This is a genomic window from Vibrio metoecus (assembly GCF_009665255.1).
Classification (GTDB): Bacteria; Pseudomonadota; Gammaproteobacteria; order Enterobacterales; family Vibrionaceae; genus Vibrio; species Vibrio metoecus_B.
The window spans coordinates 1,877,182-1,897,232 of sequence record NZ_CP035686.1 but is presented as its reverse complement, the minus strand read 5'-3'; the positions used below and the strand labels follow the sequence as shown (position 1 = coordinate 1,897,232).

The 20,051-nt window shown below is 42.2% G+C and carries 15 protein-coding genes and 4 tRNA genes; 15 read left to right on the top strand and 4 right to left on the bottom strand.

The features are described from left to right. Window positions 1–55 precede the first annotated feature (55 nt). The 4 genes from EPB59_RS08570 (at window position 56) to EPB59_RS08555 (ending at window position 4,256) form a co-directional block, all read left to right on the top strand. On the top strand, window positions 56–778 hold the full coding sequence (locus tag EPB59_RS08570) for a response regulator (RefSeq protein ID WP_154172333.1): 723 nt from the start codon (window positions 56–58) through the stop codon (window positions 776–778). Further along, complete coding sequence (locus EPB59_RS08565; RefSeq protein ID WP_195706962.1) at window positions 775–2,400, top strand: ATP-binding protein; 1,626 nt, start codon at window positions 775–777, stop codon at window positions 2,398–2,400. Before EPB59_RS08570 ends, EPB59_RS08565 begins: the two co-directional genes overlap by 4 nt. A 76-nt stretch (window positions 2,401–2,476) precedes the next feature. Further along, the gene (locus EPB59_RS08560; RefSeq protein WP_154172329.1) at window positions 2,477–3,466 is read left to right on the top strand and encodes a DUF2860 family protein; all 990 of its coding nucleotides are present in this window, start codon (window positions 2,477–2,479) and stop codon (window positions 3,464–3,466) included. A 19-nt stretch (window positions 3,467–3,485) separates the two neighbouring features. Next, a complete protein-coding gene (locus EPB59_RS08555; protein ID WP_055051596.1) occupies window positions 3,486–4,256 on the top strand; it encodes a PKD domain-containing protein in 771 nt (256 codons plus the stop codon). 56 nt (window positions 4,257–4,312) lie between these two features. On the opposite strand, the gene EPB59_RS08550 is transcribed toward EPB59_RS08555, so the two are convergent. From EPB59_RS08550 to EPB59_RS08535, 4 genes are all read right to left on the bottom strand, one after another. After that, window positions 4,313–4,397 (bottom strand) — tRNA-Tyr (locus EPB59_RS08550). A gap of 84 nt (window positions 4,398–4,481) precedes the next feature. Next, a tRNA-Tyr gene (locus tag EPB59_RS08545) sits at window positions 4,482–4,565 on the bottom strand. 84 nt (window positions 4,566–4,649) lie between these two features. Further along, window positions 4,650–4,734, bottom strand: a tRNA-Tyr gene (locus EPB59_RS08540). Between the two features lie 85 nt (window positions 4,735–4,819). Then, window positions 4,820–4,904, bottom strand: a tRNA-Tyr gene (locus tag EPB59_RS08535). Window positions 4,905–5,189: 285 nt separating this feature from the next. Here EPB59_RS08535 and vexG point away from each other — a divergent pair. From vexG to vpsF, 11 genes are all read left to right on the top strand, one after another. Further along, window positions 5,190–6,248 carry a vibriobactin export RND transporter periplasmic adaptor subunit VexG gene (gene vexG / locus EPB59_RS08530; protein WP_154172327.1) on the top strand — a complete coding sequence of 353 codons (1,059 nt, stop codon included), beginning with the start codon at window positions 5,190–5,192 and terminating at the stop codon, window positions 6,246–6,248. After that, window positions 6,248–9,358, top strand: a complete 3,111-nt coding sequence (gene vexH / locus EPB59_RS08525; RefSeq protein WP_154172325.1) for a vibriobactin export RND transporter permease subunit VexH — start codon at window positions 6,248–6,250, stop codon at window positions 9,356–9,358. Before vexG ends, vexH begins: the two co-directional genes overlap by 1 nt. Window positions 9,359–9,905: 547 nt before the next feature. Next, the gene (locus EPB59_RS08520) at window positions 9,906–10,349 is read left to right on the top strand and encodes a low molecular weight protein-tyrosine-phosphatase (protein WP_241666215.1); all 444 of its coding nucleotides are present in this window, start codon (window positions 9,906–9,908) and stop codon (window positions 10,347–10,349) included. 349 nt (window positions 10,350–10,698) lie between these two features. Further along, window positions 10,699–11,817 carry a UDP-N-acetylglucosamine 2-epimerase (non-hydrolyzing) VpsA gene (vpsA, locus tag EPB59_RS08515; protein WP_154172321.1) on the top strand — a complete coding sequence of 373 codons (1,119 nt, stop codon included), beginning with the start codon at window positions 10,699–10,701 and terminating at the stop codon, window positions 11,815–11,817. A gap of 18 nt (window positions 11,818–11,835) precedes the next feature. Then, a complete protein-coding gene (gene vpsB, locus EPB59_RS08510; protein WP_055028758.1) occupies window positions 11,836–13,077 on the top strand; it encodes a UDP-N-acetyl-D-mannosamine dehydrogenase VpsB in 1,242 nt (413 codons plus the stop codon). Further along, window positions 13,074–13,628, top strand: coding sequence for an exopolysaccharide biosynthesis acetyltransferase VpsC (gene vpsC / locus EPB59_RS08505; protein WP_154172319.1), 555 nt, complete (start codon window positions 13,074–13,076; stop codon window positions 13,626–13,628). The genes vpsB and vpsC overlap by 4 nt, the downstream gene beginning before the upstream one ends. Beyond that, a complete protein-coding gene (locus EPB59_RS08500) occupies window positions 13,625–14,806 on the top strand; it encodes a VpsD family glycosyltransferase (protein WP_154172317.1) in 1,182 nt (393 codons plus the stop codon). The genes vpsC and EPB59_RS08500 overlap by 4 nt, the downstream gene beginning before the upstream one ends. Before the next feature lie 75 nt (window positions 14,807–14,881). Further along, the gene (locus EPB59_RS08495; protein ID WP_154172315.1) at window positions 14,882–16,177 is read left to right on the top strand and encodes a flippase; all 1,296 of its coding nucleotides are present in this window, start codon (window positions 14,882–14,884) and stop codon (window positions 16,175–16,177) included. A gap of 1 nt (window position 16,178) precedes the next feature. Next, window positions 16,179–17,309, top strand: coding sequence for a hypothetical protein (locus EPB59_RS08490; RefSeq protein ID WP_154172313.1), 1,131 nt, complete (start codon window positions 16,179–16,181; stop codon window positions 17,307–17,309). Between the two features lie 94 nt (window positions 17,310–17,403). Next, window positions 17,404–18,813 carry an exopolysaccharide biosynthesis flippase VpsE gene (gene vpsE / locus EPB59_RS08485; RefSeq protein ID WP_154172311.1) on the top strand — a complete coding sequence of 470 codons (1,410 nt, stop codon included), beginning with the start codon at window positions 17,404–17,406 and terminating at the stop codon, window positions 18,811–18,813. Continuing rightward, on the top strand, window positions 18,810–20,027 hold the full coding sequence (gene vpsF, locus EPB59_RS08480; RefSeq protein WP_154172309.1) for an exopolysaccharide biosynthesis protein VpsF: 1,218 nt from the start codon (window positions 18,810–18,812) through the stop codon (window positions 20,025–20,027). The genes vpsE and vpsF overlap by 4 nt, the downstream gene beginning before the upstream one ends. The last annotated feature ends 24 nt before the right edge of the window (window positions 20,028–20,051 follow it).

The following is a 20,051-nucleotide window of genomic DNA, read 5'->3' as shown; positions in this document are numbered from 1 at the left end:
ACGGTTAAGCTCAATCCGCTATAGTTTGGATTCTTGCCCAATGGATGTGGACATAATGAACGGGACTTTACCTCAATCTTACCGAGTGATTCTGGTTGAAGATGACTTAGAGCTTGCGGAGCTGATTAAAGATTTTCTGAACCACTATGAATTTGATGTCACTATCGTTACTGATGGCCTTCAAGCGGTAGATAGCATCTTGAATGCGCAACCCGATCTGGTCATTCTGGATATTATGTTACCCGGTCAGAGCGGTATGGAAGTTTGCCGCGCTATTCGTGAACAATATCGAGGCATGATCTTGATGCAAACGGCACTTGATGACGACATCGATCAAATGATGGGCTTAGAACTGGGTGCTGATGATTATGTCGTAAAGCAAGTTAAACCGCGGCTGTTGCTTTCTCGAATACGTGCTTTGTTGCGTCGCCAAGAGCGCAATACTCAAGGCGATAAATATGAGTTACGCATCGGCTCTTTATGGATGAATCTGCAACACAGGGCGGTGTTGTTAGCGCAATGCCCAGTCAGGTTAACCACGAGTGAATTTGAGCTTCTGTACCTGCTTGCGCAAAATGTTGGCACCATCGTCACGCGGGATGACATAGCCCAACAGATCCGAGGTTTTGAATATGATGGGTTAGACCGCTCCATTGATCGGCGGATTTCAAGATTAAGACGAGCACTTAGCGATGACCCGAATGAACCACGACTGATTAAAACCATCCGTGGCCGAGGGTATCAGCTGTGTGCGATACAAGAAGGGGAGTGGCAATGATTAGAGCATTTTGGGTGCTTTGGGTCGCGGTGTTTCTCCCCATTTTATTGCTCAGTATTCCCAATCAATTTAACCCGATCCAACAGCTTACACGCACACTGTCGGAAGACTTCTATAAGCCGGTTTATCAAAGCAACTTTTCGTTTCTATCAAGAAAGCTACAGCAAGCACCACCTACCGATTGGCCAGTGATCGTTGAACATTATGCCCAATATTTTACTTACTCGTTACGCTTGGATGAGCTAGAGGGCTACGCATCTTCCACTCTGTTTTATCCCGCTTTACAAAGTGGCGAGCTTATTTTCCAAGATGGCGACCCCAATGCTTTATTACAACGAGTCCCGAACAGTAATAAGGTGCTCTATTTCGCGATTAATGAATCCAGAGAGCAGGGCGCATTAAACCAAGCGCGAGGAACACTATCACTCGCCATTGAAGATCTGCGTAGTCAGCCTCGTAGCCAGTGGGAAAGCAGTATCGCGGAGCAGAATCGCTTGATTCCGCTAAAACTGAGTTTAGTGCGAGAAGCCGATTTATTGCCGATTGAGCAGGAAAAGCTCGGTTCAGCCAAAGGGCAGATGATCAGCTACCTGAATCCCCAAGGCAGCATGATTTTACTGGCTCTACTTGATGAGGGAGTCTGGCTACATGTTGAAGACAATATCTCCTATCAAACGCAGCTGAAACTGACGACTGCCATCGCGGGTTTGTTCTTTTTAGGTATTTCTATTGCCTTAGTGATGTGGATTTTTCCCTTGTGGCGAGATCTCAAACGGCTAGTGAAAACCGCTAATGAGTTTGGTCAAGGCATACTTTCAAAACGAGCTTCCACCTCCCGGCTTTCGGTGGTCTCTCAATTGAGCGAGTCCTTTAATCAAATGGCCAACAACATAGAAAAGTTGATCGCGAGTCAAAGAACCCTCACTAATGCGATTGCACATGATTTGCGAACACCGCTTTATCGTCTGCGCTTTGCCTTTGAAATGTTGGAGGATCCAGACATAGCGCAAAGCCAAAAAGACAAATACCGCCACATCATTCATTCCAGCATTGAAGATCTCGACCACTTGATCAATCAAACCTTAGTGCTATCGCGCTATAACCGAATCACCGACATCAGCCATTTTTCTTACTGCTATTTCACGGAGAATTTAGACGCGGAGGCCGACCTTTTCCGGCTTGAGAATCCGCATCTAAAACTGCAAGTGGACGTAGCGGAATTTCTACGTCAGCAGAAGCTGTTTGTTGACCATCGGGCTTTATTACGAGCCGTTAAAAACCTGCTAAGCAACGCAGCGCGGTATGCTAAGCAGGTAATACATCTTTCTTTGAACGAAGCTCAAGGAGAGCTGATATTAATCGTTGAAGATGACGGGGTGGGCATCTCTGCCGACGATATGGAACGTATTTTTGAACCCTTTGTGCAATTGAATAATCAGGAACGCAACAGTGAAAAAGGGCACGGTCTTGGATTAGCGATTGTTAAGCAGATCACTCGTTGGCATCAAGGCCAAGTCGAGGTGGGACGTTCGGATTTACTCGGTGGTGCGCGTTTTGAATTGCGTTGGCCGAAAGAGATTGCGATGGGAAATGTGACTAAGTTGGATACAAATGGTCAATGAATTGCTAACGAGTGAATTGTTGCTTCGATGTTAACTTGATTGGGTGGAGGAATAAACCCACTGACAAGGAGTTAGCATGAATCGTAAACCATTGGCGCTATTGCTGAGTTGCGCTTTTTTCTCAATCCCCAGTTTGGCTAAACCCATTGAATGGCGTCCCGGGTTTAGTGGTGATATCAGCTTAAATGCTGGATTTAGCCAAACCAATTCCCAATTCAATACGGATGACAGCAATGCCATCACTCAAAGTTTAAATGGAACGGGGAAACAGCTCGAAACCGTTTCTCCCCTTATCTTAGGCCGCTTGCAATATACATTTGGTCATCAGGCACTCTTCTTTGGAAATAGTGAAGATCAGATAAGTGAAGCTCAGTTTCAAAGTGAACTGGGATGGATTGGACAAATGACCGCGAAAACTTACCTCACGCTTGCGGTGTTTGGCAACATTCCCGGCATGGATGAAACGTGGCAAGATCCGTATCTCACTGGCTTACAACGCACAAAAACCGATCACAATATCGTTGGTGCGCGAACCGCTCTTGAGGTCAGCATCCCTTTTCCTGTCACTCTGAAATATGCCTACGCGGATAGTGAAATTGAACATGACGTCATAGGTCAATCACAAGCTATCACCCCTAATGAACAACATTCGCTGTTACGCAGTAGCACTTATCAACGATTTGGTGTCGAAATACATTTCCCGCTTTCTATGAGCCTTATGCTATCCCCTGGGATTTATTACACCGATCAAGCGGCTGAAGGGAGTGCGCAGAGCCGCACAGAAACTGCGGCACAACTTAGTTTCTTTGCGAATTTGGATAGGCATCAAGTGGTTGTGACTTTACGTAGCAGCAAGAGCAAATATGAACAGGACAACCCGGTCTTTAATCGCAAACGAGATGATGATGCTTTCGCCATGTTTGCTGTTTATGGCTATCAAGATCCTTTTGCACTTTCCCACACCCAATTGAATGTGATGGCGGGATACCAGCAGCAAGATGCGCAAATCGATTTCTATGACAGTGAGAGCATGTTTATCGCCACTGGTATCAGTTACACCTTTTAATCCGTGACAGGAAAGACTCATGTTTAAGCTAACCCATTTATTGAAGACATTTTGTATTGTTATTCTGCTAGCAGGGTGTAATTCCGATGATTGGAAAGACCCAGAGAAGCTAACCAAACCCACAGTGAATGCAGGAAGTGATCAGTTACTGACACTGCCACTTAACAACATTACGTTGAGTGGTTCCGCCAAGTCTGAGTTATCCGTGTATACCATTAGAAACACGACTTGGCGGCAAGTCTCAGGGCCTCAATCGCTTGCTTTGCTCAACGCGGATACATTAAAAGCGACCGCGCTTTATCCTACTGTCGCGGGAACCTATCTTTTTGAACTATTGGCCGAAGACAGTGGCGGACGAAAGAACAGTGATCAAATACAAGTAATCATCCAACCCGCTGCGCAAAGTATGCAAAGAGCGAATGTGCAAGAGTCGCTTAATGTAGTGGATTGGCGTTATGCGGATCAGAATCAGGGTATATTGACGCTGAATCAGCTGGACTCTGTGACTTTGGCTGAATTGGATGAACAACTGATCAACGCATTGGCATCTCTCAATAGTGCCGCAGAGTTAACCTTATTGTTTGCGGAGCATTCAGGGGGCAATCTACAAACCGCGATCATGCTGCTTGATAAACTCTCGGCTCAGTCTCTTCCTCTCTGTCTGGAACTGGAAGGCAGCAATTCTTGTGTTAGTTTGGAGCAAGGATTTTTATTGCAGGCGGATTTGACCGGACAAGTCGATTGTGGTGATGCGCAAAGCTGTATTCATGCTTTACTTCAAGCTCAATAAGCAGAGTTCAGGCGATGAAAGCAAAAAGCCAGCTCAATGAGCTGGCTTTCTGTATATGGTGGAGGGGGACGGATTCGAACCATCGAAGGCGGAGCCGGCAGATTTACAGTCTGCTCCCTTTGGCCACTCGGGAACCCCTCCAGGGTGTTTTTCTTTTCACTGCTGAAAAGACTTAATTGACGTTTTCCCAACGCATCAATCAAGGGTTTCTCTTATGAGAGAATATGGTGGAGGGGACGGATTCGAACCATCGAAGGCGGAGCCGGCAGATTTACAGTCTGCTCCCTTTGGCCACTCGGGAACCCCTCCAGGGTGTTTTTCTTTTCATTGCTGAAAAGACTTAATTGACGTTTTCCCAACGCATCAATCAAGGGTTTCTCTTATGAGAGAATATGGTGGAGGGGGACGGATTCGAACCATCGAAGGCGGAGCCGGCAGATTTACAGTCTGCTCCCTTTGGCCACTCGGGAACCCCTCCAGGGTGTTTTTCTTTTCATTGCTGAAAAGACTTAACTGACGTTTTCCCAACGCATCAATCAAGGGTTTCTCTTGCGAGAAGAATATGGTGGAGGGGGACGGATTCGAACCATCGAAGGCGGAGCCGGCAGATTTACAGTCTGCTCCCTTTGGCCACTCGGGAACCCCTCCAGGGTGTTTTCTTTTCACTAACTGAAAAGCTTAAGTGATGTTTTCCCAACACATCGCTCAAGTGCGGAGCGCATCTTATCAAACTCGCTCCCCCTGTAAACTGTTTTTTTAGCAAATTGAATCGAATGCTGTCTTTTTGGGCAAAGATGCAAGGAATTGAGCATTTTAGCTGCTGAAGTCACAGCACACCTTACACTTTTACTGGCAATCTTTACGTTCCTTGACGTTCAAGTTGCGTATAACTCGCTACAATATAAACGCATTTTCTAGACACTAAGCCAAATCATGAACAAAAACACTGTACTTTCATTGACATTATTGACGGTGCTGATGCACAGCGCCGTGTTATCCGCTAAAGAGCCTTCTCAGTCTCCGGCTATCTCGGTGGTGACCGAACAAGTGCAATCTCAGCAAATTTCTCAATCGCTTTCTTTGGTCGGCAAAATTAAAGCACAACAATCGGTGGAAATTGCTCCTGAGGTCACCGGCAAAGTGAATGTGATTGCTGTGCAAGCCAATCAACAAGTGAATAAAGGCCAACTGTTGATCCAGTTGGACGATGACAAAGCTCAAGCAGCATTAGTTGAAGCAAAAGCTTATTTGCAAGATGAACAACGTAAACTCACCGAATACGAGCGTTTGTTGAAACGCAATGCTATCACTCCAACCGAAATTGATGCGCAGCGTGCGCGTGTGGAAATTGGCCAAGCGAGATTGAATGCCGCGCAAGCAAATCTCGCGGATTTACATATCACCGCGCCGTTTGATGGCACGGTTGGGTTTATTGACTTTAGCCGAGGTAAGTGGGTGAGCGCGGGCTCTGAATTGCTGACGTTGGATAATCTTTCCTTGATGCAGCTCGATCTGCAAATTCCAGAACGTTATCTGCCACAGCTCAGCAAAGGCATGAAGGTACAAGGCAGTAGCGAAGCGTGGCCAAACGTGCAGTTTGAAGGTTCAGTGGTGGCCGTGGATTCGCGTATCAATCAAGAAACCTTAAATTTACGAGTACGCGTGCATTTTCCCAATTCAGATCAGCGCCTTAAGCCGGGTATGTTGATGTCGGCACGCATCAATTTCCCCGCCATCAGTGCGCCGATTATTCCAGTACAGGCTTTGGAATATTCAGGCACGAAACGTTTTGTTTACGTGATTGGTGAAGACAATGTAGCCAAACGTCGCGAAGTTAGCCTTGGCGCACGGGTTGAGAATCAAGTCGTGATTGAAAAAGGCTTAGAGATTGGTGAAAAAATTGTTGTTCAAGGCATCGTCAATCTGCGTGATAACGCGCGAGTGAGTGAAGTGAGCGTGGAAGGACGTCCACTGAAAAAGGATGACAAATAATGTGGTTGTCGGATATTTCGGTTAAGCGGCCCGTTGCGGCGCTGGTTCTGAGTATGCTGCTGTGCGTGTTTGGTGTGGTATCTTTTACCAAGCTTGCCGTACGTGAAATGCCAGACATTGAAAGCCCTGTGGTATCGGTTTCCACCCGTTATCAAGGTGCTTCTGCCACTATCATTGAAAGCCAAATCACCAGCGTGTTGGAGGACCAACTGGCGGGCATTAGTGGAATTGATGAAATTACCTCGATCAGCCGCAATGGTATGTCGCGTATCACTGTAACGTTTGAACTTGGTTATGATTTAAATACCGGTGTGAGTGATATTCGTGACGCAGTCGCACGAGCGCAACGTTCTCTGCCCGAAGAGGCGGACGATCCGCAAGTATTCAAAAATAACGGTTCAGGTCAGGCTTCGGTTTACATCAACCTCAGCTCATCAGAAATGGATCGAACCCAACTGACCGACTACATCGAGCGGGTACTGCTCGATCGTTTTAGCCTCATTTCGGGCGTCAGCTCGGTGGATGTTTCCGGTGGTTTGTACAAAGTGATGTATGTACGCATCAAGCCGGAACTAATGGCTGGGCGCGGCGTAACCACCAGTGATATCTCAGATGCGTTAAATAAAGAAAACATTGAAAGCCCTGGGGGGCAAGTCCGTAACGACTCAACCGTGATGTCGGTGCGTACGGCACGCGGATACCAATCACCGGAGGATTTTGAATATCTAGTGGTGAAGCGGGCAAGTGATGGTACCCCGATTTATCTTAAAGATGTGTCTGATGTGTTTATTGGTGCAGAAAACGAGAATTCGACCTTTAAGAGTGATGGCATCGTCAACGTGAGCATGGGGATTGTGCCGCAATCGGATGCAAACCCGCTAGAAGTGGCGAAGCGCGTACATCAAGAAGTGGATAAGGTTCAGCAGTTTTTGCCAAAAGGGACACGCTTAGCCATCGACTATGACTCAACGGTGTTTATTGAGCGCTCAATCAGCGAGGTTTACAGCACACTGTTTGTGACTGGCGGGCTAGTGATTTTAGTGCTGTATATCTTTATTGGTCAGCTACGTGCCACGCTAATCCCTGCGGTGACAGTTCCTGTTTCGCTTATCTCAGCGTTTATGGCTGCATATTATTTTGGCTTTTCGATCAACCTGATCACCTTAATGGCGTTAATTTTGTCGATTGGTCTGGTGGTGGATGATGCCATTGTGGTGGTGGAGAATATTTTCCATCATATCGAACGGGGGGAAAAACCACTGCTGGCCGCTTATAAAGGCACGCGAGAGGTGGGTTTTGCGGTTATCGCGACTACCTTAGTCTTGGTGATGGTGTTCCTGCCTATCTCGTTTATGGATGGCATGGTTGGGCTGCTGTTTACCGAATTCTCAGTACTGCTTGCGATGGCGGTGATTTTTTCATCCCTTATCGCACTGACGTTGACGCCAGTGCTTGGCAGTAAGCTTTTAAAAGCCAATGTGAAACCAGGACGCTTTAACCAGTTTATTGATCGTCTGTTTGCAGGGCTTGAGTCCGGCTATCGCAAAATTGTAAGCCGAGCCATTCGTTGGCGTTGGGCTGCTCCTGTGGTTATCGCGGCTTGCATTGGTGGAAGTTATGGTTTGATGCAGCTTGTTCCAGCCCAGCTAACACCTTCAGAAGATCGCGGTGTGATTTTTGCCTTTGTGCGTGGTGCGGATGCGACCAGTTATAACCGCATGGCAGCTAATATGGATCTGGTCGAGCAGCGTTTGGTACCGCTATTAGGGCAAGGATTCTTGAAGTCGTTCAGCATTCAGTCGCCCGCTTTTGGCGGGAACGCTGGTGACCAAACCGGCTTCGTGATCATGATTTTGGATGACTGGAATGAACGTAGTGTTACCGCCCAAGAAGCGTTAGGCCAAGTGCGTAAAGCGTTAGCGGGTATTCCCGATGTTCGTGTGTTTCCATTCATGCCCGGATTTAGAGGGGGCTCGAATGAGCCTGTGCAGTTTGTTCTCGGTGGTTCGGATTATTCTGAACTGAAGAACTGGGCTGAAAAGCTAGAAGCGGAAGCGGAAAAATCTCCGTTTATGACTGGCGCAAATATTGATTACTCAGAAAAAACACCAGAACTGGTCGTGACGATCGATAAGCAGCGTGCCGCTGAGTTAGGAATCAGCGTTAAATCGATCTCCGACACTTTAGAAGTGATGCTCGGCGGTAAAAAAGTCACCACTTTTGTGGAACGTGGTGAAGAGTATGATGTGTATCTGCGTGGTGATGAAAACAGCTTTAACAATGCTGCAGATCTCAGCCAAATCTACATGCGTACCTCAACTGGTGATTTAGTTACCCTCGATACTGTAACGCGGATTGATGAGGTTGCGTCAGCCATTCGTCTGGCGCACTACAACAAACAGAAATCCATTACCGTGACGGCAAACTTAGAAGCAGGATATACCTTAGGCCAAGCTCTGGACTTTCTTGATCAAAAAGCTCAAGAAATGCTGCCAAGTGATATCTCGGTCAGTTACTCAGGAGAGTCAAAGGATTTCAAAGAGAACCAATCGAGTGTAGCGATCGTGTTTGCTTTGGCTCTGCTGGTCGCGTACTTAGTATTGGCTGCACAGTTTGAAAGTTTTATCAACCCGTTGGTGGTGATGTTGACTGTGCCTATGGGGGTGTTTGGTGGTTTTCTTGGCCTCTTTGTCATGGGGCAAGGGATGAACATCTACAGCCAGATTGGCATGATCATGCTGATCGGTATGGTGACCAAAAATGGTATTTTGATTGTTGAATTCGCCAATCAGTTACGAGATCGTGGTGTCGAGTTTGAAAAAGCGATCATTGATGCGTCAGCACGCCGTTTACGTCCAATACTCATGACGGCATTTACGACGCTCGCGGGTTCAATTCCTTTGATTATCTCGACTGGTGCCGGTTATGAAAGCCGAATTGCCGTCGGTACGGTGATTTTCTTTGGGATGGGCTTTGCTACTTTGGTTACCTTGTTGGTAATACCTGCGATGTACCGATTGATTTCGGGTTCAACCCAAGCACCCGGTCACGTTGAAGCAGAGCTAAACCATGAGTTGCAGCAAGATGTAAAAGGCCGCGTTCAGCACTAACCTTGGTTATCACCACACCACCGCTTTGTGCGGTGGTGTGTTTAATCTCTTCCCAATCACATCGTTGAACACCATTCCCATTGAGCCTTTAGGCTATCTATACCCAAGCTACTTGGAGTTGCTAGTAGGCGGCAAGTGAGTTCATCCCCATGAGCATAGACAAACAAACTATATGATTGGGGTGAACGAGCGAAGCCAACACTGCTGCAGCTTCAAGTAGGAAGGGTATTCATTACGTTTAACTAAGTTATTTTATTTATGTCAATAAGCATCACTCAGTAAATTTAACTTGTCGTATTTTTGATTCAAATTATCAGTTTTTTTATATGAGCTCAGAAAGTAAAACTACTTTTGTTTTACTGCTTTAGTTCTAATTAATTCCTGGCTCAATTATGAGACACGCATTGTCGGTCGGCTTAGGATAACCTTGTAGCCAATTTAGTGCGTATTGTTTGAATCATTGCCTCTGATGCCGAATTTATTGGATACGAAATATAAGCCTTTATCGATACTGGTAGTTTGTACCGGTAACTTATGTCGTTCTCCAATGGCGGAGATTATTTTGCGAGAAAAAATTCGACAGAAGAAATTAAATATCTCAGTGAGCAGTGCTGGAACAATAAAAATGAAGGGTAAAACCACTCCGGATGAAAAGGCTCTGCAAGCTTTGCAGAGTCAGGGATATTGTTTGGTGGTGAGTCAGGTAAGACAAATCACACAACAAGACTTCCTCGATTACGATCTCATCTATGCGATGGATAAAACTAACCTTGCCGACTTAATTGATCAGTGTCCACCGTCTTGTCGGAGTAAGCTCGGTCTGTTTCTCTCACACGCGCCAACCACAGAAAAAGAAGTACCAGACCCTTACCAGCGCAATATGGCGGTCTTTCATCAAACCGCGGCATTGATAGAAGCAGGAGCGCAAGCTTTGATTGAATACTGGGGTAAAAACGGCATGGCGATCTCGAAGAATGCCATCACTAACTAAAAGAGCATAGCTTAATGGGAGAAGCCGGACGTAAATAACACTCAGTGTAAGTGGTCTTATTCTACGTAAGTTCTGGTTTTGTTGACGATAACCTCATAACACATGGCTTACTTGCTATCTTAGGTATTTTTTGTGTTGTTGAAGTTTGTATGAAAGGCAAATGAAAAATAATCAAAGATGTCGTTTGCAATACATTTGAAATCTAAATAGTCGAGATTAAATAAACGAGTTAATCCTCAAACCCAATAATTGAGACTTTGCTTATATAGCGCGCCTTATTAGGCGTGTCAGGTTTGTTTTTCTTACGTTTGATGTGAAGAGTTTTGAGATTTTGAGAGGAAATAGGGAAGTGAAAAAGGTTCTTATCGTATTTGGTACGCGCCCTGAAGCGATCAAAATGGCACCGTTAGTACAACAACTATGCCAAGACAGCCGTTTTACGGCAAAAGTCTGTGTGACCGGACAGCATCGAGAAATGTTGGATCAAGTGCTAGAGCTTTTTGCTATCACCCCAGATTTTGATCTCAACATTATGGAGCCTGGACAAACTCTGAGTGGCGTGACCAGTAAAATTTTACTGGGTATGCAGCAAGTTTTGAGTAGTGAACAGCCAGATGTCGTTTTAGTGCATGGTGATACTGCAACTACATTTGCTGCTTCTTTAGCTGCGTATTACCAACAAATTCCGGTAGGGCATGTCGAAGCGGGTCTGAGAACGGGCAATATCTACTCCCCGTGGCCTGAAGAGGGTAACCGCAAACTCACGGCCGCACTCACGCAATATCACTTTGCACCCACAGAAACTTCTCGTGCCAATCTGCTGCAAGAAAACTATAACGCAGACAATATTTTCGTCACAGGGAATACCGTGATTGATGCTTTGCTGGCTGTTCGCGAGAAGATCCATACGGACAGTGATCTACAGGCGACATTAGCTAGCCAATTTCCAATGCTCGATGCGAGTAAAAAGCTGATTTTAGTGACTGGACACCGCCGTGAGAGTTTTGGTGGTGGTTTTGAGCGTATCTGCCAAGCACTGATTAATACCGCAGAACAGCATCCAGAATGCCAAATTCTCTATCCTGTACACCTAAATCCAAATGTGCGTGAACCCGTAAACAAACTTCTCAAAGGGGTTAGCAATATTGTGCTGATTGAACCACAGCAGTATTTGCCTTTTGTTTACTTAATGGATCGTGCGCACATCATATTAACCGACTCTGGTGGCATTCAAGAAGAAGCGCCTTCACTCGGTAAACCCGTTTTAGTTATGCGTGAGACCACAGAACGACCAGAAGCTGTGGCGGCAGGGACAGTAAAACTCGTTGGTACAGACGAACAACAAATTTGTGATGCGTTGAGCTTACTTTTGACTGATCTGCAGGCTTATCAAACGATGAGTCAGGCGCACAACCCTTACGGGGACGGTCAGGCTTGTAAACGTATCGCGGACATTTTAGCGAAATAGCTCATCAGGGGATGAAAGATGTTTAGTAAAGTTTCAGTGATTGGCCTAGGTTACATTGGCTTACCAACCGCAGCAGTGTTGGCTTCACGTGGATTAGATGTGGTTGGTGTTGATGTTAATGCGCACGCAGTTGATACCATCAATAAAGGTGAAATTCATATTGTCGAACCCGATCTTGATATCGTGGTGCGCAGTGCCGTCATGACTGGAAAATTAAAAGCCACATTAGCCGCTGAGCCAGCAGATGCGTTTTTGGTAGCGGTACCCACTCCATTTAAAGGTGAAAATCACGAACCAGACCTGAGCTATATTGAAGCTGCAGCAAAGACGATTGCTCCGGTTTTAGCCAAAGGTAACTTGGTCGTGTTAGAAAGCACTTCTCCAGTGGGTACCACTGAAAAGTTGGCACAATGGTTAGCCGAGGCACGTCCTGATCTCACTTTCCCTCAGCAAAAAGGAATCGCTGCAGATGTGAAGATTGCTTATTGCCCAGAGCGCGTATTACCTGGCTATGTTTTACAAGAACTGGTGAGTAATGACCGCGTCATTGGTGGTGTAAGTAAAGCTTGTAGTGAAAAGGCGGTAGCGTTGTACAAAACTTTTGTAAAAGGTGAATGCATTGTCACTAATGCGCGTACGGCGGAAATGGCCAAATTGACCGAAAACTCATTCCGTGACGTCAACATTGCCTTCGCGAATGAGCTCTCTTTGGTGTGCGACAAACTCAAAATCAATGTGTGGGAATTGATCCGCTTAGCCAACCGCCATCCCCGTGTGAGCATTCTCAACCCGGGTCCTGGTGTTGGTGGTCATTGTATCGCGGTTGATCCGTGGTTTATCGTCAACAGCTGCCCAGATGAGGCTCAATTAATCCGTACAGCACGTGAAGTGAATGATGGCAAACCTCATTGGGTTGTGGATCAAGTTAAACAAGCGGCTGACCAATTCAAAAAGCCAATCATCGCTTGCTTAGGCTTAGCGTTTAAAGCGGATATTGATGATCTGCGTGAAAGTCCAGCATTAGATATCACTAAACATCTGGCTGAGAGCAAAGTGGGTCAACTGTTGGCGGTTGAACCTAATATTACTGAGTTACCAAGCAAACTTGCGAAGCAAGGCATCGAGTTGGTTTCTCTAGAGCGCGCGCTTGAGCTTGCCAATATTGTTGTTGTGTTGGTAGACCACAAAGAGTTTAAAGCGGCGGATAAAACCGAGTTTGCTAAGAAAGTGGTGATTGATACTCGCGGAGTGGTGGCATGAGTTCACCTTGGGCGCTGATCAAATCCGATCTTTATCGGCATACTGGGCGGGTCAGCATTGGGTTAATCACGAAACATTTGTTACTCAATGCCGGTTTTGCCTATATGTTTTGGTTTCGCTTATGCCGTAGCCGAAATACGTTGGTTCGCTCTTTGGCTAGACTGATGCATCGTATTCTTTCCGTACGTTATCAAATTCAATTACCTAAAGAAACACAAGTCGGCCCGGGGTTGTACCTCGGGCATGCGACAGGGGTTATTGTTAACAGTACCGCGAAGATTGGGGCGAATTGTAATTTAAGTCCTTTTACTGTGATTGGATCGAATAAAGGGCAGGCTGCCACGATAGGGGATTATGTCTATATTGGCCCCCATGTTTCAATCGTCGAAGATGTCACGATTGACGATGGAGCTGTCGTAGGGGCTGGTACCGTGGTTGTCCGTGATGTGCCGGGAAATGCTGTCGTTGTTGGAAATCCAGGGCGAGTCATTAAAACGGAAAGTAATCGAGCCTATATTGGCCATCCAGTGCAGTTGGATAATCAGCAATGAAGAAAGTACTTCTGATCATGCCTCTTTCTACTCTTAATTGGGGGGAGAAAAATGCAGGTGGTGTAGATTCTGTATGCCAGATGTTGATTCGTGAGTTAGCCTCTAAAACTCAGCCTTCAAAATATCACTATCGAGTCCTGGCTTTTGATCCTAGCAATCAAGAGCAGTATACCGGTCGTCCAATTAATCTCTCTGAACAGGTAGAAGTTATATTTGCGCCTGCTAATGAATCACGTATAGGGTTACCCTTACCAGGAATAGTGGCAGGATGGTTACGGGTAAGAGAACAAATTTCACATTATAAACCTGACATCGTACATGCTCACATGAATAGTTGGATGATTTGGCCTGGAGGCAGAACTAAGAATATATTAACTCTTCATTCATACCGAAAAATAGCAAGAAAGCCAGTGTCAATAGCCAATGATTTTTTATATGAAAAAATAGTGCCTTTTTTTAGTAATTTTTTTGTTGATGTTTTCACTTGCGTTGGAGTTGAGTTGGGAGAAGCTCTGAAAAAAGACACAAAAAAACCAATTTATATAATTGGGAACCCTTTGGATTTTCGGTATAAATCAAAAAAAAATGAAAGTCCCATTACCGGTGTTGAGTGTGTTACATTAATTACCTGCGCATTGATTTCACGTAGAAAGCGTATTGACCTAATACTTTCTTTATTGATGGAAATAAAAAATTCAGGAAGAAATGTAGTATTAAAAATTATCGGACCCAATGTCGATCCTACCTATTTCTTGGAACTTGAATCATTGATTAGTCAATGGGGACTTCATGAAAATGTTCAATTTATGGGAGGGTTGACCCAGAAGGAGATAGCTTTGCAATATAGCAAAGCTGATGTTGGGATATTTTTATCAGAGCAGGAAACTTTTGGCTTAGTTCCTCTAGAAATGATCTTGGCTGGGTTACCATTGATCGCTACTCCAGTGGGAGTTTTAGGCGAGATGAAAAAAAAATTCGTAGATCTAGGTGTAGTTTTTTACTCAAAAGAAAATGAAAAAGGCATAGCTATGAAAATTGACGAAATTAAAAGTATTGATGTTAGAGAAGCTCAGGTTTTTTTACATAAGATATTTTCCCCTGAATTTATATTAAGTGAATATGAAAATACTTATGATAAAGTTATGTTCTCTGACTATGAATTAAAGTTAAAGCACTGACATTTATATTTTTTTTCGCAATAAACTTATGATGTTAATATACAATGCTTTTATTTTGTATTGGTTGGTTAATATATGATTAATAAGTCATTGTTATATCTTGTTGAACGTTTGGTTACTATGCTTACAGGGTTGTTGGCATTTGTATTGCTAGCTAGATTTTTTGGCCCGGAAACATTAGGGGAATTATCGGTTGTTCAGAGTACTTCTGCAGTTTTAATAACATTTGTGACTTTAGGTTTAGATAGGTTCATTGTAAAAAGCTTAGTTGATGAAAAAAATGAAAAAATTAGCATACTATTATCATCAACAGTTATGAGATTTTCAGGATGGCTGATTTACTCTATTTTATTGTTAGTGTTTTCTTGGTTCTTTAGTACTAATAAAAACGTATTTGGTTTGGTTTTTATAGAAATATCTACGGTTTTATTCATGCATGTGATTGTTCTTAGATATCTATTAGAAGCTGAAGGGAAAGCCAATATTTTAGCTATTACATTGGTTATATCTAGAGTTTGTGGGTTCTTATATTTAATATTGGCAATATCGCTAGATTTTTCATTTGTTTATACATGTGCCTTTCTTCCTATTCAAAGTGTAATTAGAACGATAATGATATTGATCTTGATAAGAAAGAAATGGTTTATTAAAGTGTCATTTAATATAGACAAACAATGGATGTTAGATAATTTTAAAATGTCATTTCCTATTATGATATCAGGAATGGTATTTCCTATATTTATGCAGGCTGATGTATTAATGATTTCTTACTTTCATGATGAGCATGCAGTGGGTTTATATTCAGCACCTATGAAGATAATTCTTCAGTCTGGATATGTTGGTGTGGCAATAATGACTGCGTTTTTTCCTGTTTTAGCACATCTATATAATGTGGATAATAAAAAATATGAGGCTATGCTTGCTGTTGTTTCCAAGTTCATGCTTATTTTGTCAATTATCTTTTCTTTATTAATATATTTTTCTTCTGACTTTGTTGTTGATTTTTTATTTGGTTCTGAATATGAAAAATCAAAGCTGACTTTATCTATACTTTCTTTTGTTGTCTTTTTTCAAATATCATCAAAACTATACTCCGCCTTGTTGATTATATATGGGTTAGCTAGGTTTGAAATAATAAAGGCAATTATTGCAACAATTTTAAATTTGGTTTTAAATTTTATTCTTATTCCTAAGTTTTATATTGAAGGTGCTGCATTTGCATCCTTGATGTCTTATGTTATATCTGATTTTATTATTTACTATGTATTTAGAGGCTTGAAGCCAATATCTAAAGTGATTAATGTATCATTAGTTGGATTACTTAATCCTATTGTTACAATTACATCTTTTATAAAATTAAAAGGATTTTAAAATGAACGTCTTGGCAATTGTTTCAACTATAGAGTTCCAAAATAAAGCTACTATTGAGGCGATATCGAAGAGATATGGAAATATAAACGTCGTTGTTAAAAGAAATATTAAAGATTATTTTAAGGTTAAGGTTCGATCTGAATTTGTTAATATATCTTACTTTTATACGTTTTTCCCAGAAAGGATTAGGCGGAAATATCATATTTTAGAATTTATGGAAATGATGATAAGTTTTTTCTTTTTATATGGTAAAATTAGAGGGAACGATGTTTTTCTTTTAACTAACACCCATGTTGCATATATTGTTCCTTTGTTGAAGTTAAAGAAAAAGAAAATAGTATCTCTATTTGTTGATCCGTATAGTTTGATGAATGACTTTTTGACAAAAAAAGATGAAACAACACTTGCTACCCGTAGTGATATGTTGTTATGCACAAGTAAAAATTTGGCTGCTATATATTGCAGGAAACATCTGGGTATTAATGTTGTTGGGAAGTATTGGCCAAATACGGTAGATCTTTCCCTATGGAATATCAATAAGTTTTCCTCCATTATTAATTCAGGTGCGATCGTGTTTGGATATGCAGGTAATATGAACGAAATTACAATTGATATTGATTTGGTGGAAATGTTAGTTAAGGAGTTTTCTGATTTTAATTTTAAGTTCGCAGGTGCGATAAATTTTAAAGATGAAAAAAAATCTAAGAGAATGAATGATATTTTTAGGTCTAATAACGTAGAATATATTGGAATGGTTCCATATGATTTGATTCAAAATGAGGTTTACTCTTGGGATGTGTGTTTAATGCTTGATAATATAAATGAATTGTCAAGTTATGTTCATCACAATAAGATTTATCAATATTTATCCCTTGGTAAAATAGTTGTTGCTACCAAGACTCACGATGATTATATAAATCTATCAAGTGAGGTTTATGAAGCGAAGACAAAAGACGAATTTATTGAAAAATGCCGTGATGCTATCTTAGTTGCTAGAGATAAAGATAGAATCATCAATAGGGTTAGATTGGCAAAAGCTGAGTCATCAGATGTTCGTGCTGAAGAATTCATGAAGTTGGTACATTCGAATTTATCTCCAAACTATTTGGAGTTGCAGGTAGATAGAAGTTGAGATTGTAACCATGTGCATATGTGGCTTATGTGATATGGGGAAAACTTGGCAAACTCTACGGCAATTCTAATAGGATGGTGTATGAGGAAATAACTTGATTAGATATTTATTCCAGTATGCTCCAGCTCAGGCCTTTTCAGCTTTAAGCGTCTTTGTTTTGATGGCTGTACAAACCCGCTTTCTTACTTTAGAAAACTATGGCATTTTGGCTGTTGCAATGGTGGTTCTAGAATTGGTGCGTGCTTTTAGTACTCAATGGCTTAACACGTCAATGTTACGCTTTTATCCTGCATATTCGGTTCGTGAGCAAGCGCAGCTTGTTCAAACTATTTCATTGATGACTATACTCGGATCTTTACTTGGTTTCTTGGCTATAGCTGTAATCTTGCTTGTCTATCAGGATCTGAATTTGGAACGGTTGTTAGCGCTATGTGCTTTACTGTTTGTTAAGTCAATATATCAGTATCAGTTAGAATTTAGTCGTTTGAATGAGCGTTTAAGAGCTTATCGTCAAGCTAGCTTATTACAGTCAATCTCATCGATAATGCTCTCTATGCTATGTTTTTCTTATTCTGCCACCATTGAATCAGCGCTATTCGCATTAACCTTGAGTTTTGGGCTCGGTGTTTTAGTCCTTGGCCTCCCTAAGCGACCTAAATGGCATCTCGATATACTAAAGCGTCTACTTATTTATGGAATTCCGATTATGTTAGCTGGAGGTATCGGGGTATTGAGTAGTAGAGTTGATCGCTTATTCATCGCCCACTTTTCAGGAATGTATGAAACAGGTATTTATGCAGCACAAGCCAACTTGTTGATGGGTATTCTGGGCTTAGTTTTCATGGTTGTCGCTATGCCACTCTATCCTAATTTAGCTAAGCACTCAGAAGATAAAGCAACCATATTGAATCAACATAAGGCCTACCTGCATTTATTAGTTGCCATTACTTTTCCAGCCTTGCTTGGATTGGGCATATTGCAAAAAGAGATCATTACACTTTTTTTGGGAGAGCAATATATAAGTGGTTCTAATGCATTATTCTGGATATTAGCATTAGCTATATATCTAATTAATTTTAAAGGACATTATCTTGATCATGGTTTGCAGTTTTTATTACAAACCCGCAAATTGCTATGGGTTTCTGTCTTTGGATTATTTGTTAATATTTTACTGTTACCCTTTATGCTCAATCAGTTTGGTATACTAGGCGCAGCAATTAGCTTGCTTATAGTTAGTTGCTTAATCGCTATATTTTCTTTTAGCTGTGCACTGAGGGTAGGGTATCGCTATATAGTTGGTATTGATGCTGTAAAAGTGATCATCTCTTCACTTCTGATGGGCTGCTATTTATACGCAGTTAAACAGTGGTCACTGACTATAAGTTCCGTTTTCGTTCTAGTTTTTTATGTCACCTCATCATTACTATTCTATGGCTTGTGTTTATTGTGTGCCAATGCCTTTAATGTGCGTCAGCGTTTATTCTCAAAATGGGGGTTTAATTGAGCGATCGTAATCTCATTCGATGGATGAATCTGATTGTAATCAGCGCTTTTTTGCTGGGGGCTTTTCTACTCGAAAATATAGGTATTCAGTATGTTTCAGAAGGTGGGAGTCCTATTCTTAAAATTCATGCCTATTCCTATTTAAGTATGGGAGTTTTTACTTTTCTGTTATTTAGAATTGGACTTTTTAATCTTGTTAAGTCATTACACGAACTCAGAAAGGCATGGCTGTTGGCTATAACGTCGATACTTGCTGTCATTTTATATGGCTTCATGCGCTTTGGTACATCTGGGTTGGCATATCTTATCGATACGATTTTTATCCCTTTGATACTAATTCCTGTTGTGTATGGGTTATCCGATTCAGCCAAAGTACAATTGCAAGCTTTACTCGGTTACCTTCTATTTCTTAATTCTTGCATCGCCATTATTGAGTTTGTCTTGGGCCAGAGCATAGTTGCTGTTGAGATTGGTAGTTTTTCATTCTTCCGCTCTACTGCCTTTCTGGCACATCCGCTTAACAATGCACTTATTACTGCATCGTTGACTCCTATTGTGATGCGTTATACAAAAATTCCAGTTGCTCTATATGTCTCTGTTGTAGTGCTAGGGCTTTTTGCTTTTGGAGGCCGTGCGGCGTTAGGTATTTTTCTATTGGGAAACTTTCTCGTGATATTACCTAGGTTACGTGATTTTTTAGGCCCCGGAATTCGCTACCAAAAACTGAAATTTGCTTACTTACAGGCTTTGGTCTATTTCTCTCTAATTACTGTAGTTTTGATCTTGGTCTTAAGTCCAATAGGTGAGAGGGTTTTATCAAAGTTGCATATTGATGCTAGTGCTGAAGCGAGATTCGATGCCTTTATTTTACTTGAACAGTTATCTTATTCTGAGTGGCTATTAGGTGCTTCACACGGGCTGTTGAATGATATTGTTTTTTATATTGGTATTAATGTTGTTGAAAACTACTTGATTGGCTGGATTCTAAATTTTGGTCTACTAGGGTGCATGGGTTTACTGTTTTCTACTTATCTTGTTCCTTTTATGTTGGTTTACAAGCAAGAATGGTCAGCTAAAATTGTTCTTCTCAGTTTTATTTTGATATCAGTTACAAATAATGCTTTAACGGTAAAAACTCCTGCATTGATGTTTTTGGTTGTGGTTTTATCCTGTCACTACCGTTCATCTAAATACTATCTAACAAATTCTGTATAGTGAATGATAAGTATGAATTTATAT